This window comes from Corynebacterium sp. HMSC069E04 (genome assembly GCF_001813175.1).
GTDB lineage: Bacteria > Actinomycetota > Actinomycetes > Mycobacteriales > Mycobacteriaceae > Corynebacterium > Corynebacterium aurimucosum.
In genome coordinates this window covers 41,039-61,529 of sequence record NZ_KV811704.1, presented here as the reverse complement: position 1 = coordinate 61,529, position 20,491 = coordinate 41,039, and the positions used below count along the sequence as shown (strand labels likewise).

Annotated in this window: 14 protein-coding genes; 10 read left to right on the top strand and 4 right to left on the bottom strand. The window is 61.8% G+C overall.

Features of this window, described 5'->3' with window-relative positions; translation table 11 throughout:
• The first annotated feature begins 4 nt into the window (after positions 1-4).
• The 3 genes from HMPREF2896_RS11695 to HMPREF2896_RS11685 all read left to right on the top strand — a co-directional run bounded on the left by HMPREF2896_RS11695 (position 5) and on the right by HMPREF2896_RS11685 (position 3,353).
• Complete coding sequence (locus HMPREF2896_RS11695; protein WP_070719603.1) at positions 5-1,045, top strand: histidinol-phosphate transaminase; 1,041 nt, start codon at positions 5-7, stop codon at positions 1,043-1,045.
• A 148-nt stretch (positions 1,046-1,193) separates the two neighbouring features.
• Complete coding sequence (locus tag HMPREF2896_RS11690) at positions 1,194-2,570, top strand: NAD-dependent succinate-semialdehyde dehydrogenase (protein WP_070719602.1); 1,377 nt, start codon at positions 1,194-1,196, stop codon at positions 2,568-2,570.
• A 9-nt stretch (positions 2,571-2,579) separates the two neighbouring features.
• Complete coding sequence (locus HMPREF2896_RS11685) at positions 2,580-3,353, top strand: nuclear transport factor 2 family protein (protein WP_070719601.1); 774 nt, start codon at positions 2,580-2,582, stop codon at positions 3,351-3,353.
• A gap of 194 nt (positions 3,354-3,547) precedes the next feature.
• On the opposite strand, the gene HMPREF2896_RS11680 is transcribed toward HMPREF2896_RS11685, so the two are convergent.
• A complete protein-coding gene (locus tag HMPREF2896_RS11680; RefSeq protein ID WP_070719600.1) occupies positions 3,548-4,777 on the bottom strand; it encodes an aromatic amino acid transport family protein in 1,230 nt (409 codons plus the stop codon).
• 71 nt (positions 4,778-4,848) lie between these two features.
• Positions 4,849-6,177, bottom strand: coding sequence for a 4-aminobutyrate--2-oxoglutarate transaminase (gene gabT / locus HMPREF2896_RS11675; protein WP_070526308.1), 1,329 nt, complete (start codon positions 6,175-6,177; stop codon positions 4,849-4,851).
• A 117-nt stretch (positions 6,178-6,294) separates the two neighbouring features.
• Here gabT (HMPREF2896_RS11675) and HMPREF2896_RS11670 point away from each other — a divergent pair, with 117 nt between their 5' ends.
• Entirely contained in the window at positions 6,295-7,740 is a 1,446-nt protein-coding gene (locus HMPREF2896_RS11670; RefSeq protein ID WP_070719599.1) for a PucR family transcriptional regulator, read from the top strand.
• Positions 7,741-7,755: 15 nt separating this feature from the next.
• Here HMPREF2896_RS11670 and HMPREF2896_RS11665 read toward each other — a convergent pair whose 3' ends face one another.
• A complete protein-coding gene (locus HMPREF2896_RS11665; RefSeq protein WP_371325892.1) occupies positions 7,756-9,282 on the bottom strand; it encodes a helix-turn-helix domain-containing protein in 1,527 nt (508 codons plus the stop codon).
• A 111-nt stretch (positions 9,283-9,393) separates the two neighbouring features.
• Between HMPREF2896_RS11665 and gabT (HMPREF2896_RS11660) the strand changes: the two genes are divergently transcribed.
• The 4 genes from gabT (HMPREF2896_RS11660) (at position 9,394) to HMPREF2896_RS11645 (ending at position 14,607) form a co-directional block, all read left to right on the top strand.
• A complete protein-coding gene (gabT, locus tag HMPREF2896_RS11660) occupies positions 9,394-10,719 on the top strand; it encodes a 4-aminobutyrate--2-oxoglutarate transaminase (RefSeq protein WP_070644200.1) in 1,326 nt (441 codons plus the stop codon).
• A 36-nt stretch (positions 10,720-10,755) separates the two neighbouring features.
• A complete protein-coding gene (locus HMPREF2896_RS11655; RefSeq protein ID WP_070446241.1) occupies positions 10,756-12,204 on the top strand; it encodes a flavin-containing monooxygenase in 1,449 nt (482 codons plus the stop codon).
• Between the two features lie 13 nt (positions 12,205-12,217).
• The gene (locus tag HMPREF2896_RS11650) at positions 12,218-13,198 is read left to right on the top strand and encodes an alpha/beta hydrolase (protein ID WP_070719597.1); all 981 of its coding nucleotides are present in this window, start codon (positions 12,218-12,220) and stop codon (positions 13,196-13,198) included.
• Positions 13,199-13,296: 98 nt separating this feature from the next.
• Positions 13,297-14,607, top strand: a complete 1,311-nt coding sequence (locus tag HMPREF2896_RS11645) for a YkvI family membrane protein (RefSeq protein WP_070446244.1) — start codon at positions 13,297-13,299, stop codon at positions 14,605-14,607.
• 58 nt (positions 14,608-14,665) lie between these two features.
• Here HMPREF2896_RS11645 and HMPREF2896_RS11640 read toward each other — a convergent pair whose 3' ends face one another.
• On the bottom strand, positions 14,666-16,132 hold the full coding sequence (locus HMPREF2896_RS11640) for a helix-turn-helix domain-containing protein (protein ID WP_070719596.1): 1,467 nt from the start codon (positions 16,130-16,132) through the stop codon (positions 14,666-14,668).
• Positions 16,133-16,323: 191 nt separating this feature from the next.
• Here HMPREF2896_RS11640 and HMPREF2896_RS11635 point away from each other — a divergent pair, with 191 nt between their 5' ends.
• Together HMPREF2896_RS11635 and HMPREF2896_RS11630 are read left to right on the top strand one after the other, a co-directional pair.
• A complete protein-coding gene (locus HMPREF2896_RS11635; RefSeq protein ID WP_070719595.1) occupies positions 16,324-18,381 on the top strand; it encodes a hydantoinase/oxoprolinase family protein in 2,058 nt (685 codons plus the stop codon).
• A 37-nt stretch (positions 18,382-18,418) separates the two neighbouring features.
• Positions 18,419-20,434, top strand: coding sequence for a hydantoinase B/oxoprolinase family protein (locus HMPREF2896_RS11630; RefSeq protein WP_070644210.1), 2,016 nt, complete (start codon positions 18,419-18,421; stop codon positions 20,432-20,434).
• Positions 20,435-20,491: the final 57 nt, after the last annotated feature.

The window sequence follows — 20,491 nt, the reverse complement described above, 5'->3', positions numbered from 1 at the left end:
GATTATGCTCCGTAGTGATCTCTCAAGCTTCCCCGAGTACAAGGTGGGCAAGGATTTCCCCAATGCCCTGAAACTTTCCTCCAACGAGGTCCCCTTCCCTCCCGCCGAGGACATCATTGCCGCGGTTGCCGACGCCGCCCGCACCACCAACCGCTACCAACAGCCCGGCAGCTTGGAGCTCACCAATGCCTTGTGCAATTACTTAGATGTTCCGGCGGATAATATCTTCGTCTCTGCGGGTTCCACGCCCATCCTGCAGGCCACCATCTTGGCCTCCTGCCACACCGGCGATGAGGTCATCGTGCCCTGGCGCAGCTTCGAGGCCTATCCCCTGTACGTGCGCATGGCCGGAGCGGAACCAATTCTGGTCCCGCTCACGAAGGATTACCGCGTCGATCTGGAGGCAGTGCTCGATGCACTGACAGACAAGACCAAGCTCATCATCCTGTGCAACCCCAATAACCCGACGGGCACCGTCATCACGCGCGGTGAATTCCGCACTTTCATGGAACGGGTGCCCCAAGACGTCGTCGTACTGCTCGATGAGGCCTATTGGGAGTACAACGACGCCTCCGATACCCCGGATTCGGTGGAGGAATACCAGCGCTATCCCAACCTGCTCGGCGTGCGCACCTTCTCCAAGGCGTGGGGTTTGGCTGGCATGCGCGTGGGCTACGCGGTGGCGGGCGAAGAAATCATCAATGCGCTGCGGCTACTCTCCCTACCGCTGACGGTGACCGCCATGGCAGAAACTGCCGCGGTGGAGGTGCTCAAACGCCACGACGAGCTTGACGACGCCGTCGAGATCACCAAAGCACAACGCGACCGCGTCTGCGCGGAACTGGGAGCCGAGAAGTCCTACGGTAACTTCGTCTGGCTGCCGCGCCCAGATGCCGAAGAGGTGGAAACGAAGATGCTTGATGAAGGCGTGGTCATCCGCCGCTACCTCGATAAGGGCGTGCGCGTGTCCATTACAGACGAAGCCGAGACCACCCAGTTCTTGGAGGCCTGGCGCCGCGCAGGGATTCAGCCTTGGCGGGGCTAGGTGGCCTCCTTTCACCCCCTCAGCCCAAGTACCCGATAAGCCCATACTGAGATATATGGCATAAAACGCAAACACCTTGCAATAAATCATATTCAGCCCCATAATGGGGCGCAACCCATACACACTTCAATCATTGGAGGATGAAGCAATGTCCGGATTTCGCGTAGAAAACCCCGCTACCGGTGAGGTTCTCGAGACTTTTGACCACGCCACTGACCAGGAGGTCCTGGCCGCTGTCGACTCCGCGCACGAGGCATTCCTCAGCTGGCGCGAGACCCCGATCGAGGAGCGCGCCAAGGTAGTCACGCGCGTTGCCGAGCTCTTCGAAGAGCGCAAGGATGAGCTCGCAGAGATCATCGCTACCGAAATGGGCAAGCCGGTCTCCGAGGGCCTTGAGGAGGCTGAGTTCAGCGGCGCCATCTTTGGCTACTATGCCGACAACGGCCCGAAGTTCGCCGCCGACGAGGAAATCCCCGTCGAAATGGACAGCAAGGGCTACATTCAGCGCCTTCCCATCGGTGTTCTGCTTGGCATCATGCCGTGGAACTTCCCCTACTACCAGGTTGCGCGCTTCGCTGCCCCGAACCTGATGCTGGGCAACACCATCGTCTTGAAGCACGCCACCATCTGCCCACGCTCCGCGCTTGCCATCCAGAAGATCATGGATGACGCCGGCGTACCCAAGGGCGTCTACACCAACATCTTCGCTACCCACGATCAGGCAGAGAAGATCATCGAGCACAAGGAGCTGCGCGGTGTGTCCCTCACCGGGTCCGAGCGCGCTGGTGCTGCGGTGGGCTCTCTGGCTGCGAAGAACCTCAAGAAGGCGGTACTCGAGCTCGGTGGCTCCGACCCGTACGTCATCCTCGACACCGATGACGTCAAGCAGGCAGCCAAGGATGCGTGGGAGACCCGCATGTACAACACCGGCCAGGCATGCAACTCCAACAAGCGCCTGATCGTGATGGAGGATATCTACGACGAGTTCGTCGCAGAGCTGGTCGAGCTCGCAAAGGCCATGAAGCCGGGTACCCCGCAGGAGGCTTCCGAGACCGTCTACACCCCATTGTCTTCGCGCAGCGCGGCAGAAAACCTCAAGGATCAGATCGACCGCACTGTGGCGGCCGGCGCCACCCTGCACGTCGGCGGCGAGCTCGTGGATGAGAAGTCCTCCTACTTCAGCCCCGCCGTACTGACCGATGTTCCGGTTGGCTCTGATGTCTACTACGAAGAGCTCTTCGGCCCCGTGGCCACCGTGTTCAAGGTCAGCAGCGACGAAGAGGCCCTCGAGCTGGCCAACGACACCCAGTACGGCCTGGGCGGTTGCGTCTTCTCCAAGGACGTCGAGCGCGCCGAGAAGATTGCCCAGCGCCTAGAGGTCGGCATGTCCAACGTCAACACCTACGCGGCCGAGGGCGCCGAGGTCCCCTTCGGTGGTGTGAAGAACTCCGGTTACGGCCGCGAGCTGGGCCCCTACGGCATGGATGAATTCGTCAACAAGCGCACCTACTTCGTGGCCAACTAAGGAGATTCCATGACGTCACTAGGAAACTTTGTCCTCGAGGTTCACACTGCGCTTTTCGATGGCCACGAGACCTCCGTCCTGGACAAGCACTTCGCCGACAACTTCGTGGAGCACTCTCCCCTCATCGCTGATGATGCAGAAGGGCTCAAGAAGTTTGTCGCGGATCTGGGAGAGGGCCTGAAGTACACCAACGCCCGCGTGATTGCCGATGAAGCCAACGGCCTCGTCGCTTTGCATGGCCGCTTCGACGGCATCGAGGATGAGCCCTTCGTCGGTTTCGATATCTACCGCGTCGAGGGCGACAAGATTGTCGAGCACTGGGACAACCTCGTTCCCCTAGCAGAACCGAACGCAAGCGGCCGCACGCAGCTCGATGGCGCTACCGAGATCGGAGATGAGAGCCTCACCGAGCAGAACCGAGAGTTCGTCATCGAGTTCTTCACCCGCTCGCTCATCGGCGCTGATTACTCCGGCTTCATCGACAACACCCGCGATGATCAGTTTGCCCAGCACTCCCCTGATATCGCCGATGGTGCCCAGAACTGCGTCGATTTCCTCACCAAGCTGAAGGAAGACGGCGAGGGGCTGGAGTATGAGCGCATCCACCGCACGGTTGCACAAGGACAGTTCGTTCTAACCCATTCCGAAGGCAGCATCGCTGGTGCGCGCCATTCCTATTGCGAGCTGTGGCGCGTCGAGGACGGCAAGCTCGTTGAGATGTGGGATGCCATCTCTGAGGTCCCCTCCGATGACGAGGCACTTCATGACCACGGCATCTTCTAGGCCATAGCCTAGGCCGCACGCCGAAAGGCTGGGCCGCTCCAAATTCCTGGAGCTGCCCAGCCTTTCCGTCTTTTCGGCACGATCTGCAACTAGGTCTGAGCCACAACTGCCCGATCTGCCAAAGTTGTCGCCCCAGCCTCAAGATCTGGCCAGAACTTTGGCAAGTAGGCGGGTGTCGCGTCTAAAAGCCGGTGCTACGCCCAGCCTGCCGGCACCAGCCCAAAGATGGAAATGATCGAGTAGATGAAGGCCAAGACGTAGACCACGATGATGGTGCCCTGGATTACCGGGTGTGCGAGTCCGCCCACGTTCCAGCCTGGGTCGCGGTCGCCCTTCTTTCGGGAAGCGTGCAACAGCATCACCGGAATGACGGACATGATGGCGCCCGCGAAACCACCAGCATAGGACAACGCCGCAACGAAGCCGCCGAGACCAGCAATGGAAATCACCAATGGCGGAACAACCGTCAGTGCTACTGCCACGATGCGCTGTCCCTTCACGCCTTCCCAGTGGAAGATGTCCAAGACGTTGCGCATGGTGGTAAAACCAATCGCCAGGAACGAGGTCAACATAGCCGCCAGGGCAAAGATATTGGCCATGTAGTAGGCCACCGGGCCAAGGGCCTCGCCCCACGCGATGGTTACTACTTCGGTGACCTCCATGCCGAGCAGACCAAGGGCAGCAAAAGGAACCAACGCCAGGGTAAAGCCCGTGATGACCATGCCCATAACGATTGCCCGCGCGGTCTGCTGCGGTTTAGCCGGGTCCATGCCTTGCACCAGCTCCGGAACCACGTACTGCGCCAAGAAAGAAAACACCGCCAGGTTCAGAATCGGGACGATGAAGAACGGGTGAAGAACCAAAAGGTTCTCAATCTTGATTCCCGGGCCTAGGATCGTCCATCCGCACAGGACAGCGATGATGATGGCCATGCCTGCGGTGATGGCTCCTTCAGTCTTACCCGTGGTGTGCAGCCCGCGGTACATCACCCAGGAACCGAACCCAAAGAAGATCAGCGTGCCGAGGAGCGGCGACAACCCGAAAATATTGTTGATCAGGTCGCCCGAACCAGCGGCATAAGCAATGAGCGCGCCGATGCCGTTGACGATGATGGCCACGAAAACCAACCACCGGCCCCATTGCCCCAGGTAATGTTCCGCCAATCCGGAAACCTGTAGCGGCGCCTTGGTGCGCATGGCAGACTCCGCCACGTACAGCATGGAAATGGTCGTGAGCGTACCGGCCACGAGCAAGGCGATAACGAGTGCGAGGAATCCTCCGTTGCGAGCGGCATAAGGAATGGAAAGAACTCCAGCACCGATGTTGGTGCCGAAAATAAGGGCGATGCCCTGCACGAAGGACAGCGCGGGTTTGAATTCCGCCGTGGACTCATCCCTCTGCGGCACGGAAATGTTGTTGGACAAAGACTTCTCCGATAACTAAGGACTAATAAAACAGGAGCTCACCCGGAAAGATCCAGGTGAGCAACAAGGAACTACTTGTATTCGTTGAACTGCTTCACGACGACCTGCAGCGCTTCACGCCACAGATCTTCCGGAATAGCCAGGGAAGGTAGGAAGCGGATGACGTTGTGGTCCAGGCCGCAAGTCAGCAGCAGGACGCCCTCGGCCTTGGCGGCATCGGCGATCTTGTGCACCAGCTCGGAGTCCGGCTCGCCCTCAGCGGTAACGAATTCGAGGGCAAGCATGGCGCCGCGGCCGCGGAACTCGGCCACGCGCTCATCGCCCAGAATGGGCTCCAGCTCCTCACGGGCAACCTTCTCTAGGTTCTGGGCGCGCGCACCGAAGTCCTTCTCCTCAAATTCCTTGAAGGTTGCCAGAGCAGCAGCACAGGCCACCGGGTTACCAGTGTAGGTGCCGCCCAGACCACCCGGCTGCGGCGCATCCATAATTTCTGCACGGCCAGTTACCGCAGACAGCGGCATACCGGAGGCAATACCCTTCGCAATGGTCACCATGTCCGGAACAATGCCTTCATGGTCAGAGGCGAACCAGGTACCGGTGCGCATCATGCCTGCCTGAATCTCGTCGACGATGAAGACCACGTCGTTCTCGTTGCACCACTTCTGGATTGCTGCGAGGTATCCCTCGGCCGGGACGACGAAGCCGCCCTCGCCCTGAATCGGCTCAGCAACAACGCAGGCCAGGTTAGCCGCGCCGACTTCCTGCTCGATCATGGTGATGGTCTTCTGGGCGGCCTCGGCACCACTCAGGCCATCGCGCAGCGGGTAGGACATCGGTGCGCGGTAGATTTCCGGTGCGAAGGGGCCGAAGCCGTTCTTGTAGGGAGACTGCTTGGCGGTCATCGCCATGGTCAGGTTGGTGCGGCCGTGGAAGGCGCGGTCCATGACCACGACACCGCGCTTGCCGGTGTAGTTGCGGGCAATCTTCACGGCATTCTCGACGGCCTCAGCGCCGGAGTTAAACAGCGCGGTCTTCTTCGGGTGGTCGCCCGGGGTGACCTCGTTGAGCTTTTCTGCCACGGCCACGTAGGACTCATACGGGGACACGGTAAAGGAGGTGTGGGTGAAGTGCGCGACGGCCTCCTGAACCGCGGCCACGACGGCCGGGTTCGAAGCACCAGCGGAGGTTACGGCGATGCCGGAGGCGAGATCGATGAAACGGTTGCCGTCGGCGTCGGCAAGAATGCCGCCATCGGCATCCACTACGTAGCCCGGAAGTGACGGCGCCATGCCCGCGGGGAGGGCGTTCTTGCGGCGCTCATCCAGGGCGGCGCTCTTCGGGCCCGGGACCTGCTGGCCCAGGTGGCGGGACTGCTCAATGTGGTACTGAAGTTCCTGCATGGTCTTCCTTTTGTGTTCGGATGAATAGGATGCCCCTTAGTGTGGCCCCCAACACGCCCCGAACACTATGGACACTATGTATAAATTTTGCTCCTACTACTGTGTAGTCTGTCCACCATGCGTGAGATTTCCTTCCATTGGTTGCTCAACCAGCGCTCTCTGAGCTTGCGGAGCGTCCTTAGCGCCAAAGCCTCCTTCAACACCATCCACGCCTCCGAGCTCGCGGACCCCAGCGAGTTCACCTCCCCCGGCGCGCTCATGCTCACCCTGGGGCTTGCTTTTCAGGAAGAACCGGAGGGATTTGAGCGCTATGGCGCGGCTCTGGCCACGGCCGGCGTGCAGGGCATTGGCTTCGGTACCGGGCTAGCCTTCGCTGAGGTCCCCACAGAACTTATCCGCGCCTGCTCCCAGCACAATCTCACCCTCTTTGAAGTCCCACGCGCCACCCGCTTCGTTTCCATCACCACGGCCGTGGCTCAAGAACAGGCCCGCTTGGACAACAACGCGCACTTTGCACTCCACCGCCAGCAGGAGCGCCTCAACCAGGCGGCGGCCACGAGCATCGGCGCACTCATCGCACAGGCAGGCAAGGAACTCGGCGCCGCAGTAGCGGTAGCCAGTTCCTCCGGGACGGTGGTCAGCCGCAGCGATCGCGGCCGGATCAGTGCGGCCGGCGCCGCGGTGGAGGCCGCGGAGCAGACGGGGCGGGGAACGGGGACGTCAACAAGCGCAGGCGCCACCATCACCAGCATCTTCGGATCGGCGGGACGACGCTGGGCCATCGCGGTAACGCGTGCAGAGAAGTTCGACTCCTACTCCCGCGCGCTCATCCGACACCTCGCGGGCCTGGCCAGCCTGCTCTTAGATCATCCTGACACCACTGCGCACACGATCCTCGGAGCGTTGGCGCTTGATACCCAACTGGCCGGCGTTGACTCCCCCGCCCTGCAGGCGGCTTTTCATATGGTCGATAGCCATGATCTCATCGATGTCCTGTTTCTCACGGCAGCTTCCCCCTCCCGCCTCGCGCGGGCTTTGAGCGAGATCGGAAAAGCCGAGCCTCTCAACCTCATCCGCCCGGAACACGATTCGGCGCTTATCGCGCTTCCCCCGGGCACCGCACACCCAGGTTTAAGCGGGAAACACACTCGCTACCTCCGCACATCCATCCTGCAGCGCATCCAATGGCAGGCGTTGACACCGGCGCTCTTGACCTCTCTCCAGAGCCACGCGCGCAGCCTGCCGCTCGGCGCTGTGGCCACCTTCGATTCGGCTGCCCCTACCTGGCTGTCAGAGCCCGGAGTACCCGAGGCCCTCACTGCCCGGCGCGCGGCGACGGTCAGCCGCCTAGCCGAACACGATGTTCAGCACAATACGGAGTTGCTCGCCACTTTGCGCGCCTTCCTCGTGGGCAACGCCAACCTAGCCACTGCCGCCGCGGAGCTTGGGGTTCACCGGCACACCGTGCGCGCTCGGTTGGATAAAGTGGAGCAACTTTGTGGCGTGGACTTGGCTAACCCCGTCACCCGCGCAGAACTCCTCTTACTCAGTATTGATTCTTAACTGACCGTTGAGGACTCAGTTCGGAACGCTGACCCCGAGGATGAGCAGCTCCGCCGCCACGAGAGGATCCTTGAGGTCGACTTCGAGGAGAGCCTCCAAGTCCGCGATGCGCTTGCGAACGGTATGCCGATGCGATTGCAGTTCCTCAGCGGTGCGGCTCACGTGGCCACCCGCGCGCAGGTAGACCTCCAGGGTTTCCGCCAATTCGGTGCCGTGCTCCGCGTCGTACGCGCGCACCTTGCCCCAGGTTTCTTCGGCGCGATTGTGCACCGCGCCCTTAACCCTGGGATCCCTGGTCCAGCTCAGCGTCCGCGATTCTGGTCCCGCCAACATTCCTGGCTGCAGCCCAAAGGCGAAGGATTCCAATTCACGGACAACTCCCACTCCCAGCTCGCCCCATGGCATGGGTTGCCCCACGACGATGCGCTTGCTTCCCCGAATATCACGCAACAAGTCCTGCAAGTTCTTCATCGAACGGCTCCCCCTAAAGAGCAGGAGGCTGGAGGAGTTATCCAGCGCGTACTCGAAAAGCAAGCGCCCGTGTTCCTGCAGTCGGGCGTCCAACGCCTGAATGAAGCGCTGGTGGGCGCGCTCCCCCTCAGATTTCACCAGCACAGGACGCACCCGACCCTGCGCATCACCCACCATGTGGAAGATGCGGCGCATGGGATCTTCCGGCTGGTCCATGCCCAACTGAATGGCCATGGCCATGGAGTTGAGTTCGTTTTGGGTGCGCCGCAGCTCCTGCGGGCGCTTCACGGTGAGTTCCGCGAGACCTGCAGCCTGTTTGAGCAGCGCGCGCTCGTTCACACCGAAACTCTCACGCGCCACCGCCAGCAGCCCGAAGGAGCGCGCACCGTGATCGGCCAAGCGCTGGGCCAAGACGTTCCACCCGCCGACGCGGCGCGCGGCGTAGAAGTTCTGCGCGCGGGTATCGGTAATTACCGGGCCCCACTCCACTGGGGGCAGGCCGGGGTGACTCGACTGCGCGAAGACCCGTCCGTCCTTATCCACGAGGCAACAGTGCGCCCCCAACAGGTGTCCGGCCTTATCCACGAGGGCATCGAGACCGGCGATGGCGGCGTCGTTAAGCGCACCCTGCTGCGCAATGAAGAGTTCCAGGCCTTCCTCACGCTGACGCTGAAGCTCGTCGTGGAGACGCGCGAGTACCGAAACGAAGGGAACACGCCGCGCCACCGTGAAGAGCGAAATATCGCATTCCCGGGCGGCCTCCACCATGGCGGGCGGAACCTCGGCAAAGGCAATCCCAACGCCGAAACCCACCCCCGTTACCCCGCCTTCGGCCACCCTGTGGATGTACTCCGCCAGCTCTTCCGACTTCCCTTCAAAGGCCATGCCGGTAAGCAGGATAACCACCCCAGAACCCACAAACTCACGGGGATCGCGCAGCTCACACGGGTGCATTACGGAAAAAGGGCGCCCACAATCGTGCAGAATTTCTATCCCCAAATCAGGCTGATTAGCCAACCATCTCAGGGAAACGCTCCCCTCTTCCAGCCCGACCGCTACCCCCGTATCCATTGTGGACAAATTCTCACCATTCTTTCACCAGATTGTCTATGGCCCTTCTGAAGTTTAGCCATAAGAATGACCCACGTCATAAAAAATTCCGAGTATTAAGGAGCAGACAGCATGCAGGATCTCAAGCACCGCCTCCCCCAGGAGCGGAATGTCTCCACCGCAATCCCTGGCCCCCGCAGCCAGGAGCTGAATGCCGCCCGTGAAGCAGACGTCGCTGCTGGCGTCATCCCGGGCTACCCCTCCTACATCACCGACGGTGACGGTGGCGTGCTTGTCGACGTCGACGGCAACACCATCGTCGACTTCGCATCCGGCATCGCCGTGACCTCCGTCGGCGCCTCCAACCAGCGCGTTGCCAAGGCCGTGGCCGAGGCCGCCAGCCACCTCACCCACACCTGCTTCCTCAATGCTCCGTACCAGGGCTTCGTTGATGTCTGCAAGAAGCTCAATGAGCTGACCCCGGGCACCCACGAGAAGAAGACCTGCCTCTTCTCCACCGGTGCTGAGGCGGTGGAGAACGCCATCAAGATCGCTCGCCGCTACACCGGCAAGAACCGCGTTGTGGTCTTCGACGGCGCCTTCCACGGCCGCACCAACCTCACCATGACCATGACCGCCAAGAACAAGCCCTACAAGCAAGGCTTTGGCACCCTGGCCGCTGATATCTACCGCGCGCCGATGTCCTACCCGCTGCGCGACGGCCTCGACGGCAAGCAGGCTGCAGCGCGCACCCTGCGCTACATCGAGCAGTACGTCGGCACCGAAGAACTGGCTGCCGTCATCATCGAGCCGGTGCAGGGCGAGGGTGGCTTCGTCGAGCCTGCCAAGGGCTTCCTCCCGGCACTGCAGGAATGGTGCACCGACAACGGCGTTGTCTTCATCGCCGATGAAATTCAGGCCGGTATCTGCCGCACTGGATCCTGGTTCGCCTGCGACGATGAGGGCATCATCCCGGACCTCATCACCACCGCCAAGGGCGTGGGCGGCGGCATGCCGCTGTCCGCTGTGACCGGCCGCGCCGAGATCATGGATGCCCCGGACCCGGGCTCCCTGGGTGGCACCTACGCCGGTAACCCGGTGGCCTGTGCTGCTTCCCTGGCAGCTTTCGAGGAGATGGAGGAGCTGGATCTGGCTTCCCGCGCCCGCGAGATCGAGGCCATCACCCGCGAGGAGCTGGAGCCGCTGCTCGAGCTCACCACCGTCGCCGAGGTCCGCGGCCGCGGCGCCATGATCGCCATCGAGCTGGTAGACGACAACAACCAGCCGAACGCTGACCTCACCGCCAAGGTAGCCAAGACCTGCCGCGAGCAGGGCGTGCTCATCCTCACCTGCGGCCTCGACGGCAACGTCATCCGCCTCCTGCCCCCGCTGGTCATCAATGAGTCCACCCTGCGCGACGGCCTCCAGGTCCTGGCCGAAGCCATCCGCGCAAACTAATCCACACCACCACCGTCTAAAAGGAGACACACCACTATGAAGATCTACGATTGCATCATCCTCGGCACCGGCTACGGCGGACTGGGCATGGGCGCCCAGCTGGTCCGCGACGAGCAGAAAGACTTCCTCATCCTCGAGGCTGCCGATGAGGTCGGCGGCGTGTGGCGCGACAACACCTACCCGGGTGCTGCCTGCGATACCCAGGCTCTGATCTACTGCTACTCCTACTTCCTCAACCTTGGCGTCTCCCGCATGTTCGCCGGTCAGGACGAAATGCAGGGCTACCTCAAGGCTCTTGCTGAGGAGTTCAACCTCTACGACCACATCAAGTTCAACCACCGCATCACCAACGCCGAGTGGAAGGAAGACCTCAAGGCCTGGGAGATCGAGGCCAACGGTGAGACCTACTACGGCCGCGTCTTCGTCGGTGCGTGGGGCCAGCTCTCCAAGCCGAAGGTTCCGAACTTCCCGAACCGCGAGGCATTCCAGGGCGTGCAGTTCCACTCCGCCGAGTGGAACCACGACGTTGACCTGGCCGGCAAGAAGGTCGCCGTCATCGGCAACGCTGCTTCTGCAGTTCAGCTGGTTCCGGAGGTAGCAAAGGTGGCGGAGAAGCTCTCCGTGTTCCAGCGCTCCGCTAACTACATCCTGCCGCGCAACCAGGTCATCTTCACCGATGAGGAACTTAAGGAGTTCCAGGAGAACCCGGATTCCTACCGCGCTATCCGCCAGGAGATCCACGAGGTCCGCGAGGAGGGCTTCGACCGCACCCGTAAGGGCACCGATTCCGCTGCTGAGGGTGTCGAGCAGGCCATGGAGCACCTGCGCTCCCAGGTCAACGACCCGGAGCTGGTGGAGAAGCTCACCCCGACCTTCGCCTTCGGCTGCAAGCGTATTCTGCGCTCCGATGACTTCTACCCCACCTTCAACCGTGACAACGTAGAGCTCATCACCGCTGGCATCGAGAAGTTCACCGAGACCGGCATCCGCACCGATGACGGAGCAGAGCACGACTTTGACGTGGTCATCTACGCCACCGGCTTCCACTCCCAGGAGTTCCAGGGTGATTTGCCGATTGCTGGCCGCGATGGCGTCGACCTGCGCGAGCGCTGGGGTAACTCCCCGGAGGCTTACCTGGGCATGACCGTGGACGGCTTCCCGAACTTCTTCATGCTCTATGGCCCGAACACCAACCTCAACCACCACTCCGTGGTGGCCATGCTCGAGGCACAGGACCGCTACATCTCCCAGGCCGTTGCTTACCTGCGCGAGAACCCAGAGGCAGCCCTCGACGTGAAGAAGAACGTCATCGACGAGTTCAACACCAAGATCCAGAAGGAGCTCGAGGCATCTGCGTTCTCCGCTGACTGCTCCTCTTGGTACAAGAACGAAGAAGGCCGCGTCATCAACAACTGGTCCGGCAACGTCGCTGAGTACTACGAGCTGACCGACAAGCTCGAGCTCAACGACTACGAGCTGGTCTAGGAGGTAGTTCACAATGCACACTCTGCACGACGATTTTTCCGGGCGTCCCGTCGCTGAGGATGCGTGGAAAGCGCTGAAACCTTTCCGCGATGGTGGGGCGAAGTCCTTCCATAACTTCCCCATCCCGCAGGTGCGTGAGAACTACGTAGCCTCGGCCCACGCCAACCCGCTCCACGAGGAGAAGGAACCCGCGACCACGGATTTCCAGGTTGACCAGTTCCAAGTTCGCCTCTACGACCCCCGCCCGGAGGCGGAGCGCGGCCAGGAGACCCCAGCGGTGCTCTACATGCACGGCGGCGGCTGGCTCATGGGCAACCTGGAGACCCACCACTCCTCGGTACGCCGTATCGCGGTGCTGACCGGTCTCCCGGTCGTTGCGGTGGACTATCGCCTTGCCCCGGAGCACACCTACCCGGCGGCTATCGACGATTGCCGCGCTGCCTACCGCTGGTTGTCCAACCCTGAGGCCGAGCACGGCCTGACCGTGACCTCCATCGCGGTAGCGGGTGACTCGGCCGGCGGCCAGCTCGCCGCCACCCTGGCGAACGAGTTTGTGAGCGAAGAAGACGTCGCCAAGCTCAGCTCCCAAATCCTGCTCTACCCCATCACGGATTGCTCCCGCGAGCGAACCGAGAACGGTGCCTCCTACAAGCGCTTGGAGGAGGGCTTCCCGCTGGCATCGGACACCATGCGCTGGTTCATCGATACCTTCGTCACGGAGGAGGCACAGCGCACGGCAACGGATCTCTCCCCGCTGTTGCTAGAAGAGCTACCGGAGGGCCTGCCCCCGTCACTCGTGATCACGGTGGATAACGATCCGCTCGCGGACGAGGGCATCGAGTACGCCGGCAAGCTGGCGAAGGCGGGCGTCGACGTCACGCACAAGCACCTTCTGGGCTACCACCACGGGCTGTTCACCTCCGCCGGTGTCATTGACCGCGGCGAGGAAGAGCTCGCAGTCGTCGCCGAGTTCATCAAGGCGGCAGCGAACTAGAAGCTTCCGCTCCATCACGCACGGGGCAGGCACCTTCAAAGGCAGCCTGCCCCGTTTGCATAAGTAGCTATTTCTGTCCACCTAAAGTTAGGTTCACCATGCTTAAACGCTCATTCGGCATCGCGATGGCCTTCATCGGCGTACTCGCGGGTGCCTCCTTCGCTTCCGGCCGCGAGGCCCTTCAATACTTCGTTGCCTTCGGCAACATGGGCATCGTCGGTGCCATCGTTGCTGCACTGGCCATGACCATCTCCGGTATCACTATTCTCCAACTAGGTTCTTATCACCGTGCCAAGGAGCACACCTCCGTCTTCAACGCGGTGTCCACCCCCATTGTGTCGAAGGTCCTCGACTTCGCCACGCTGACCTGTCTCTTTTGCATCGGCTTCGCCATGTTCGCCGGTGCCGGCGCCAACCTTAACCAGCAGTGGGGCTGGCCAGTATGGATCGGCGCGGTCCTCATGCTCGTGCTCACCCTGCTAACTGGCCTGCTTGACGTGGACAAGGTAACCATCGCCATCGGCGCTATCACCCCGTTCATCATCGTCCTGCTCACCATCGGCACGGTCTATACCGTGCTCACGTCCAACCCCGATTGGTCGCACCTCAACGAGCAGGCACAGCAGCTGCCGACGACGCTGCCGAACTGGTGGGTCTCCTCTATCAATAACCTGGGTCTTAACGTCATCGTCGTGGTCTCCATGATGATCGTTATTGGCGGTAACTTCCTCGATGCTAAGGAAGTGGGCTACGGCGGCATCCTCGGCGGCCTGTGCTTCCTGTTCCTGCTGGCGGTCCTCGTCGGTGGCCTCTACGTCTCCGTGGGCCCGATCACCGAGGCTGAGATGCCAACGCTGGCCATGATTGAGCAGATTCACCCGTGGCTTGGTGTCGCCATGTCCGTTGCTATTTACGGCATGATTTATAACACCTCCATCGGCATGTTCTATGCCTTTGCCAAGCGCCTCACCCGCGGCAAGCCGCAGCACTTCTACAAGGTCTATGTCATCTCCGTGCTCATCGGCTTTGTCCTCTCCTTCATTGGCTTCTCCAACCTCATCGGCTGGGTTTACCCGATTCTGGGCTACATGGGCATCGCCATCATGTTCATCATCGGCTTCGCCTGGCTGAAGAACCGCGGGGAGCTGCAGTCCGAAGCGGACCTGCGCCGCCGCGCACGCGAGCTCCTCAAGAAGCGCTTTGAGAATGACAACCACCTCTCCGATGAGGAGATGCGTGAACTCGTGGCCATTGCTCGCAACTCCTCCATCCCGGAGTCTGACTTCATCAAGGAAATCATGACGGAGGTTGATTCCGCGGATCTCCCGGAGGACATGCAGATCGGCGATGGCAAGCTCCACGCGCTCATTACCGGCAAGCCCATCCCACGCAGCAAGAAGAAGGTGTAGTTCTCTCCACTCCCCCTCTCTGCCCTCACACCTTCTCCGTGCCCCCGCATCCAGCCGCCTAGCGCTGCATACGGGGGCGCAGCGCTTTCCACAGCGCCCACAGGACCAGGTCTGCATCGGAGAAGCGAATACGTTCCGCCAGTGCCTCCAACCGGTGCCGGACCGTATTGGCATGTACACCCACGACCTTGGCCGCGCGGGCGACAGAAAACCCTTCGGCCTCATAAGCGTGGAAGATTTCTTCCCCATCTTTAATGGAGCCGATGGCGCGGTCGAGCTGCCCCACTGCATCTTCGAGGCCGCGCTGCCCCAGGTAGGCCGCTGCCTTCTCAATGGCACTGCACTGAGAAAACTCCATGCTTTGCAGGTGCAAGGAATGTTTCCGCTCCACCACCACAGCGGCAAGCAATGCCTGCAGCCACGCCTGCGGGCCTTCCTCGACGGTATCGAAGCCGTCGGAAAGCCCCACTGAGCCGAAGAGCACATCCGCAATCTTGGTCTCCGTACCCGATTGCGTCGTCAGCACGCAGGTACGGCCAGCCACATATCCCAGCACCAGTGGCACGCCCGCATCTTGGGCCACGGCGAAAGCTTTGTCGCGCACATCACTGCGATAGGAATCCTTGACGGAATCGGAAACGATGAGGCGCATTTTCGCGTGTTCCGAAAAGCCCCGCCTGCGCAACGTGGTGGCCACTTCTTCCCTATTCGAATTCTCATCGCACAACGCCACCATCAACGCGCTCGATTCGGCAACGTGGTTGCGCAGGATGTTTCTCTGCGCCATGAGGGAAGCGGTGAGCAGTTCCTCCAGCGCTGCGAAAGCGGGGTCATCGAAGTCTGCATCCTGACTGGTCTGCCGCCCCCGGATCAGCCAGTAGCCATGGTCGAAGGAGGGGCTCTCACCAGCAATGTCAAGCCACCGGGCAAAGACCTTCCAACGCCCCACGTGCATGCTCGTGGTGCTGTGGTTGACCACCACCGACAGGGAACGAGCGATACTACGCGCGGGCAGTTCGCCGGCGGCGGCAATAACCCGACCATCAACGGTCAACAACAGCAAGGAATCTCCACTAAACCTGGCAAATCGCGCGAGGATCTCGGACTCCGGCGCCGGGTTAACCAACCCGGGGCTTAATTGCCCGATGGTGCTGAGCTTGCGCCAGGACGCCAGGTTGGGTTGGCGCCGCAAAAGCTCATCCACCGCGCGCCGGATATCTTGGCGCGTGATCCCATCGGTGCCGTACAGGAGGGCGCCGGTTCCCTCTACCGAGTCCAGGACTTCCTGCTCATCGAACTCGGAGTCGAGGAAGATGACCCCGGCGGCGTCGACCAGCCGGCGCTGGATGGTGCGTGGGCTTCCCGCCGGCTGGGGAAGGACTAGCCAGCCCGCCACGTCCCCATCGCCCTCGGCGCACAGCCCCACAAAATTCTCATCCTCAAGCGGCTTGCTCAGGCGCCGCAGCCGCGGCTCCATCACGACGAGATCGGCGATCCGCAACACCGGACTTTCTTGTGACGCCACTTAATCCTCCAAAAAATAGTGTCCTATCTTACTTTTAATCAGGTAATTCTAGCGCCCTGCAACCTGGCTTTTTGGAGTTTCCTCCACCGTTTTCCATCTTGATTCACTGTTTCTCCATTGCTCCCCTCCTCGTGCCATATCAAGATTCCTCTCAACCGAATTCACCATCTTTTGAAAGAGAGGTCCACACCATGACGGAGACCAAGCCTTTTCGCGTATCCGTTGACGTCGGCGGAACGTTCACCGACGTCGCGATTGTTAACACCGAGACCCACGAGTTGTCGGTAGCCAAGGTTCCCTCCACCCCGGATGACCCGATGAAGGCGGTGATGAACGGCCTCAAGTCGGCCGATGTCCAGCTCAACCAGGTCGAGGTGTTCTCCCACGGCACCACAGTGGCCACGAATGCGTTGATCCAGCGCCGCTTCCCGCCGGCAGCGCTCATCACCACGAAGGGCTTCCGCGATGTGTTGGAGATCCGTGACGGCACCAAGGATGAGCTCTGGGATGCCTACCACGACGTTCCGGAGCCCTATATCCGCCGCCGCGACCGCTACGAGGTCGAAGAGCGCATCGACTTCGACGGCGCAGAGGTCACCCCGCTCGATGAGGCAGAGGCACGCCGCATCGCCGGCATCCTGCGCCGCAAGAAGATTGAGACTGTGGCGATTTGCTTCATCAACTCCCATGCCAACGCCTCCCACGAGGAACGCATGGCCGAGATCCTGCGCGAGGAGCTTCCCGACGCCGCTATCTCCACCTCCTCCGAAATCCTCCCGGAGATCTTCGAGCACGACCGCTTTTCCACGACCGTCGCCAATGCGGTCCTAGCCCCGCTCGTCTCCGGCTACGTCAACCGCCTATCCCGCCAGCTGGAGGAAGGCGGCTACGACGGTGACCTGCTGCTCCTCCACTCCGGCGGCGGTTCCATGACCCCGGAGATGGTCTCCCGCTACCCGGTCCGCCTGGCCGCCTCCGGTATCGCCGCCGGCGCCATCGCGGTGCAGGACATCGCTACGCGCTGCGGCTACTCCAACGCCATCGGCCTGGAGATGGGTGGTACCTCCACCGACATCGCCTTGGTCTACGAAGGTGATATTCGCATTACCAAGCAGTGGCAGGTCGAGTACGGCTTCCCCATCTGCTTCCCGTCCATTGAGGTGGGCACCATCGGTGCCGGTGGCGGTTCGGAGGCCTGGATCGATGAGGCAGGATCCCTGCGCAATGGTCCGCAGTCGGCCGGTGCGGATCCGGGGCCGGTCTGTTACGAGCGCGGCGGCACCGAAGCCACGAATACCGATGCCAATGTCACCCTCGGCCGCCTCGGCACCGAACTCATCGGCGGCGCGCTGAAGCTCAACCCGGATGCCGCGCGTGAAGCCGTCAACAAGACGGTCGCAGATCCGCTCGGCCTCGATACCGAGACTGCCGCGGAAAACATCGTGCAGGTGGCCAACGCCAACATGGCTGACGCCGTTCGTCTACTGTCCATCCGCCGCGGCTACGACCCGCGTGACTTCGTCCTCGTCGTCGGCGGCGGCGCCGGCGCACTGCACGGTGCCGAGGTGGCCCGTGACCTCTCCATCCCCACCGTCGTGGTCCCGCCGCACCCGGGCGTTACCTCCGCACAGGGCTGCCTGCTCGTGGATATCCGCCACGACATCACCAAGATGTACCAAGCACCCGTGGGCGAGGTAGACACCGCGGACCTGCGCAAGGAATTCCAAGCGCTCATCTCCGAGGCCCGCGAGCGCCTCCACAAGGAGCACGTGCCTGAGGAGCGCATGAAGTTCAAGCTGACTGCGTCCATGCGCTACCGCGGCCAGTGGCGCTCCCTGACGGTGGAAATCCCCGAGTCCGATAACCCGCTCGATGATGCCGTCGCCATGTTCCACGATGAGCACGAGCGCGAGTACTCCTTCGCCGACCGCGAAGGCGCTGTGGAGTTCTACCAGATTGGCCTCATCGCTATCGGTGAGCTGGAGAACCCGCCTTTCAAGCACTATGACGTCGAAGAGCACGAGGCAGAGCTCCCGGAGACCACCCGCCCTGTGTACTTCTCCGCGCACGGCGGCTGGGCCGATGTCCCGATTTACCACCGCCCGGATCTGAAGGCCGGCGCAAAGCTCAACGGCCCCGCCATCATCGATCAATTCGACGCCACCACCGTCATTCCGCCTGGTGACCGCGCAGAAATTGATGAGTGGTCCAACATCCGCATCCACATCGGCAAGGCGACCAACGCCTAAGACGCTCGCCTAAGACTCTCCTTTGAAAGGAATCGACATGACTACTACTCAGACACAGCCACAGAAGCCGTCGCCGTCTTCTTCCAGCCGCCGTACGCTCGACCCGGTTACCTTCGAGGTGCTCAAGAACGCCTTTGCCACCTCGGTCAACCTCATGTCCGAGCAGATTCTTCGCACCTGCTATTCCTTCGTTATTTATTCGCGCGACTTCTCCTCCGCGCTCTGCGACGCCGAAGGCAACACCGTCATGCAGGGTGACCAGGACATCGCCGTCCACGTCGGCACGCTGCACTTCCAGTGCCAGGCCGTGCTCGAGGAATTCGGCGATGACATCCACGAAGGCGATGTCTTCGCCATCAACGACCCCTACCAGGGCGGCACGCACATGAATGACGTGTCCTTCCTACGCCCCATCTTCTACGAGGGCACGCTTCTGGCCTTCGCGCAGAACAAGGGCCACTGGGCTGATGCTGGTGGCTCCGTGCCTGGCTCCTTCGATGTGTCCGCCACTAACTACTACACCGAGGGCCTGCGCATCACCCCGGTGCGCGTGTGGTCCAAGGGCGTGTTCCTCAAGGACGTGGCCAAGCTCCTAGCGGGCAACACCCGTAGCCCAGAGATCGTCATGGGTGACCTCAAGGCCCAGGCTGAGGCGACCGCAGTCTGTGAGCGCGAAATCCACCGTCTCGTGGACAAGTACTCGGTCGACATCGTGCGGACCGCACTGCGTGAGGTCCAGGACTACGTGGAAGACATCGTCAGCGCCCGCGTCGCCGACTTGGAGGACGGCGAGTGGTCCACCACCGACTACATCGACCTCGACCCGGCCAAGGAAGAAGGCTTGGTTCCCATCAAGGTGACAATGCGCATCAAGGGCGGGCGCCTCTCTTACTCACTGGATGGTTCCGCACCGGCGGTCGCCAGCTTCCTCAACGCCGGCTATGGCTCCGCGTTCTCTGGAATCGTCGCCGGTACGAAGACTTTCTTCCCCGACGTTCCACTGAACTCCGGTCTTTACCGCGCCATGGACATCGACCTCGGCCCAGAGGGAACCGTGGTCAACGCCGGAATGCCGCACGCGGTGACCGGCTTCTGTTCCGGCCCTTTCGAGAAGATCATGAACGCCGTCTTCGAGCTGTGGTCCCAGCTCATGCAGGAGCGCGCCATGGCTTGCGCCTTCAACCTGGAATACCTGCTCATCGGCGGTTGGGATACGCGTGATGCGAAGAAACCGCAGGATAAGGGCGAGTTCTTCATGTGGTACGACTGGATGGCCGGCGGCTGGGGCGGTCGCGTCGACCGCGATGGTTCTTCTGCTACCGCACCGGTCTTCGGTCCGGGCCTGGCGGTCCAGCCGGTGGAAGGCCAGGAGCGCCTCTCCCCTGTGATCACCAGCCACCACGCGCTGGTCACCGACTCGGCTGGCCCCGGCAAGTTCCGCGGCGGCGTCGGCGTATCCAAGGGCGGCGTGCTCACGGACGCGAACCAGACGGTGATGAGCTACTGCTGTGACCGCTCCCGTTCGGTCACCTGGGGCATTGAGGGTGGTCTGCCCTCTATCCCGCAGGGCGTGTGGCTCAACCGCGGCACCCCGGATGAGAAGTACCTCGGCGCGCTCTTCTCCAACGTGCCAGTCGGCCCGGGCGATACCTTCGAACGCCCCTCTGCCGGTGGTGGCGGATTCGGCGATGCCCTGGAGCGCGACCCGCAGGCCGTGTTGGAGGACGTCATCGACGGTTACGTGTCCGTGGGCCGTGCTGCCAAAGACTACGGCGTTGTCATCCACGCCATCGACCCCGAGATCGATGAGTACGAGCTCGATGAGGAGGAAACCACGAAGCTACGTGAGGAACTTCGCTCCTCCCGCCTAGACAAGCTGGCGGAGGACCCGGAATCCGTGGCAGAGCGTTACAACGCGGGCGAGCTGGACCAGCTCGACCTGGTCCGCCACTACGGCGTCATCCTGGACTGGGCCACCGGTGAGCTCCTGCCCACCACCACCCAGCAGTACCGTGAGCAGATGACCAAGCGTTCCTCTTCCCACTGGAAGTAGGTAGCGCTCTGACTAGCCCCCTCGCTGTTAGCCAACAGTGGTTAACGGCGAGGGGAA

Excerpts from the sequence above, each read along its gene's own strand:
- HMPREF2896_RS11695 (WP_070719603.1), top strand. The coding sequence starts at position 5 with ATGCTCCGTAGTGATCTCTCAAGCTTCCCCGAGTACAAGGTGGGCAAG.
- HMPREF2896_RS11690 (WP_070719602.1), top strand. The coding sequence starts at position 1,194 with ATGTCCGGATTTCGCGTAGAAAACCCCGCTACCGGTGAGGTTCTCGAG.
- HMPREF2896_RS11685 (WP_070719601.1), top strand. The coding sequence starts at position 2,580 with ATGACGTCACTAGGAAACTTTGTCCTCGAGGTTCACACTGCGCTTTTC.
- gabT (WP_070526308.1), bottom strand. The coding sequence starts at position 6,177 with ATGCAGGAACTTCAGTACCACATTGAGCAGTCCCGCCACCTGGGCCAG.
- HMPREF2896_RS11670 (WP_070719599.1), top strand. The coding sequence starts at position 6,295 with ATGCGTGAGATTTCCTTCCATTGGTTGCTCAACCAGCGCTCTCTGAGC.
- HMPREF2896_RS11665 (WP_371325892.1), bottom strand. The coding sequence starts at position 9,282 with ATGGATACGGGGGTAGCGGTCGGGCTGGAAGAGGGGAGCGTTTCCCTG.
- gabT (WP_070644200.1), top strand. The coding sequence starts at position 9,394 with ATGCAGGATCTCAAGCACCGCCTCCCCCAGGAGCGGAATGTCTCCACC.
- HMPREF2896_RS11655 (WP_070446241.1), top strand. The coding sequence starts at position 10,756 with ATGAAGATCTACGATTGCATCATCCTCGGCACCGGCTACGGCGGACTG.
- HMPREF2896_RS11650 (WP_070719597.1), top strand. The coding sequence starts at position 12,218 with ATGCACACTCTGCACGACGATTTTTCCGGGCGTCCCGTCGCTGAGGAT.
- HMPREF2896_RS11645 (WP_070446244.1), top strand. The coding sequence starts at position 13,297 with ATGCTTAAACGCTCATTCGGCATCGCGATGGCCTTCATCGGCGTACTC.
- HMPREF2896_RS11635 (WP_070719595.1), top strand. The coding sequence starts at position 16,324 with ATGACGGAGACCAAGCCTTTTCGCGTATCCGTTGACGTCGGCGGAACG.
- HMPREF2896_RS11630 (WP_070644210.1), top strand. The coding sequence starts at position 18,419 with ATGACTACTACTCAGACACAGCCACAGAAGCCGTCGCCGTCTTCTTCC.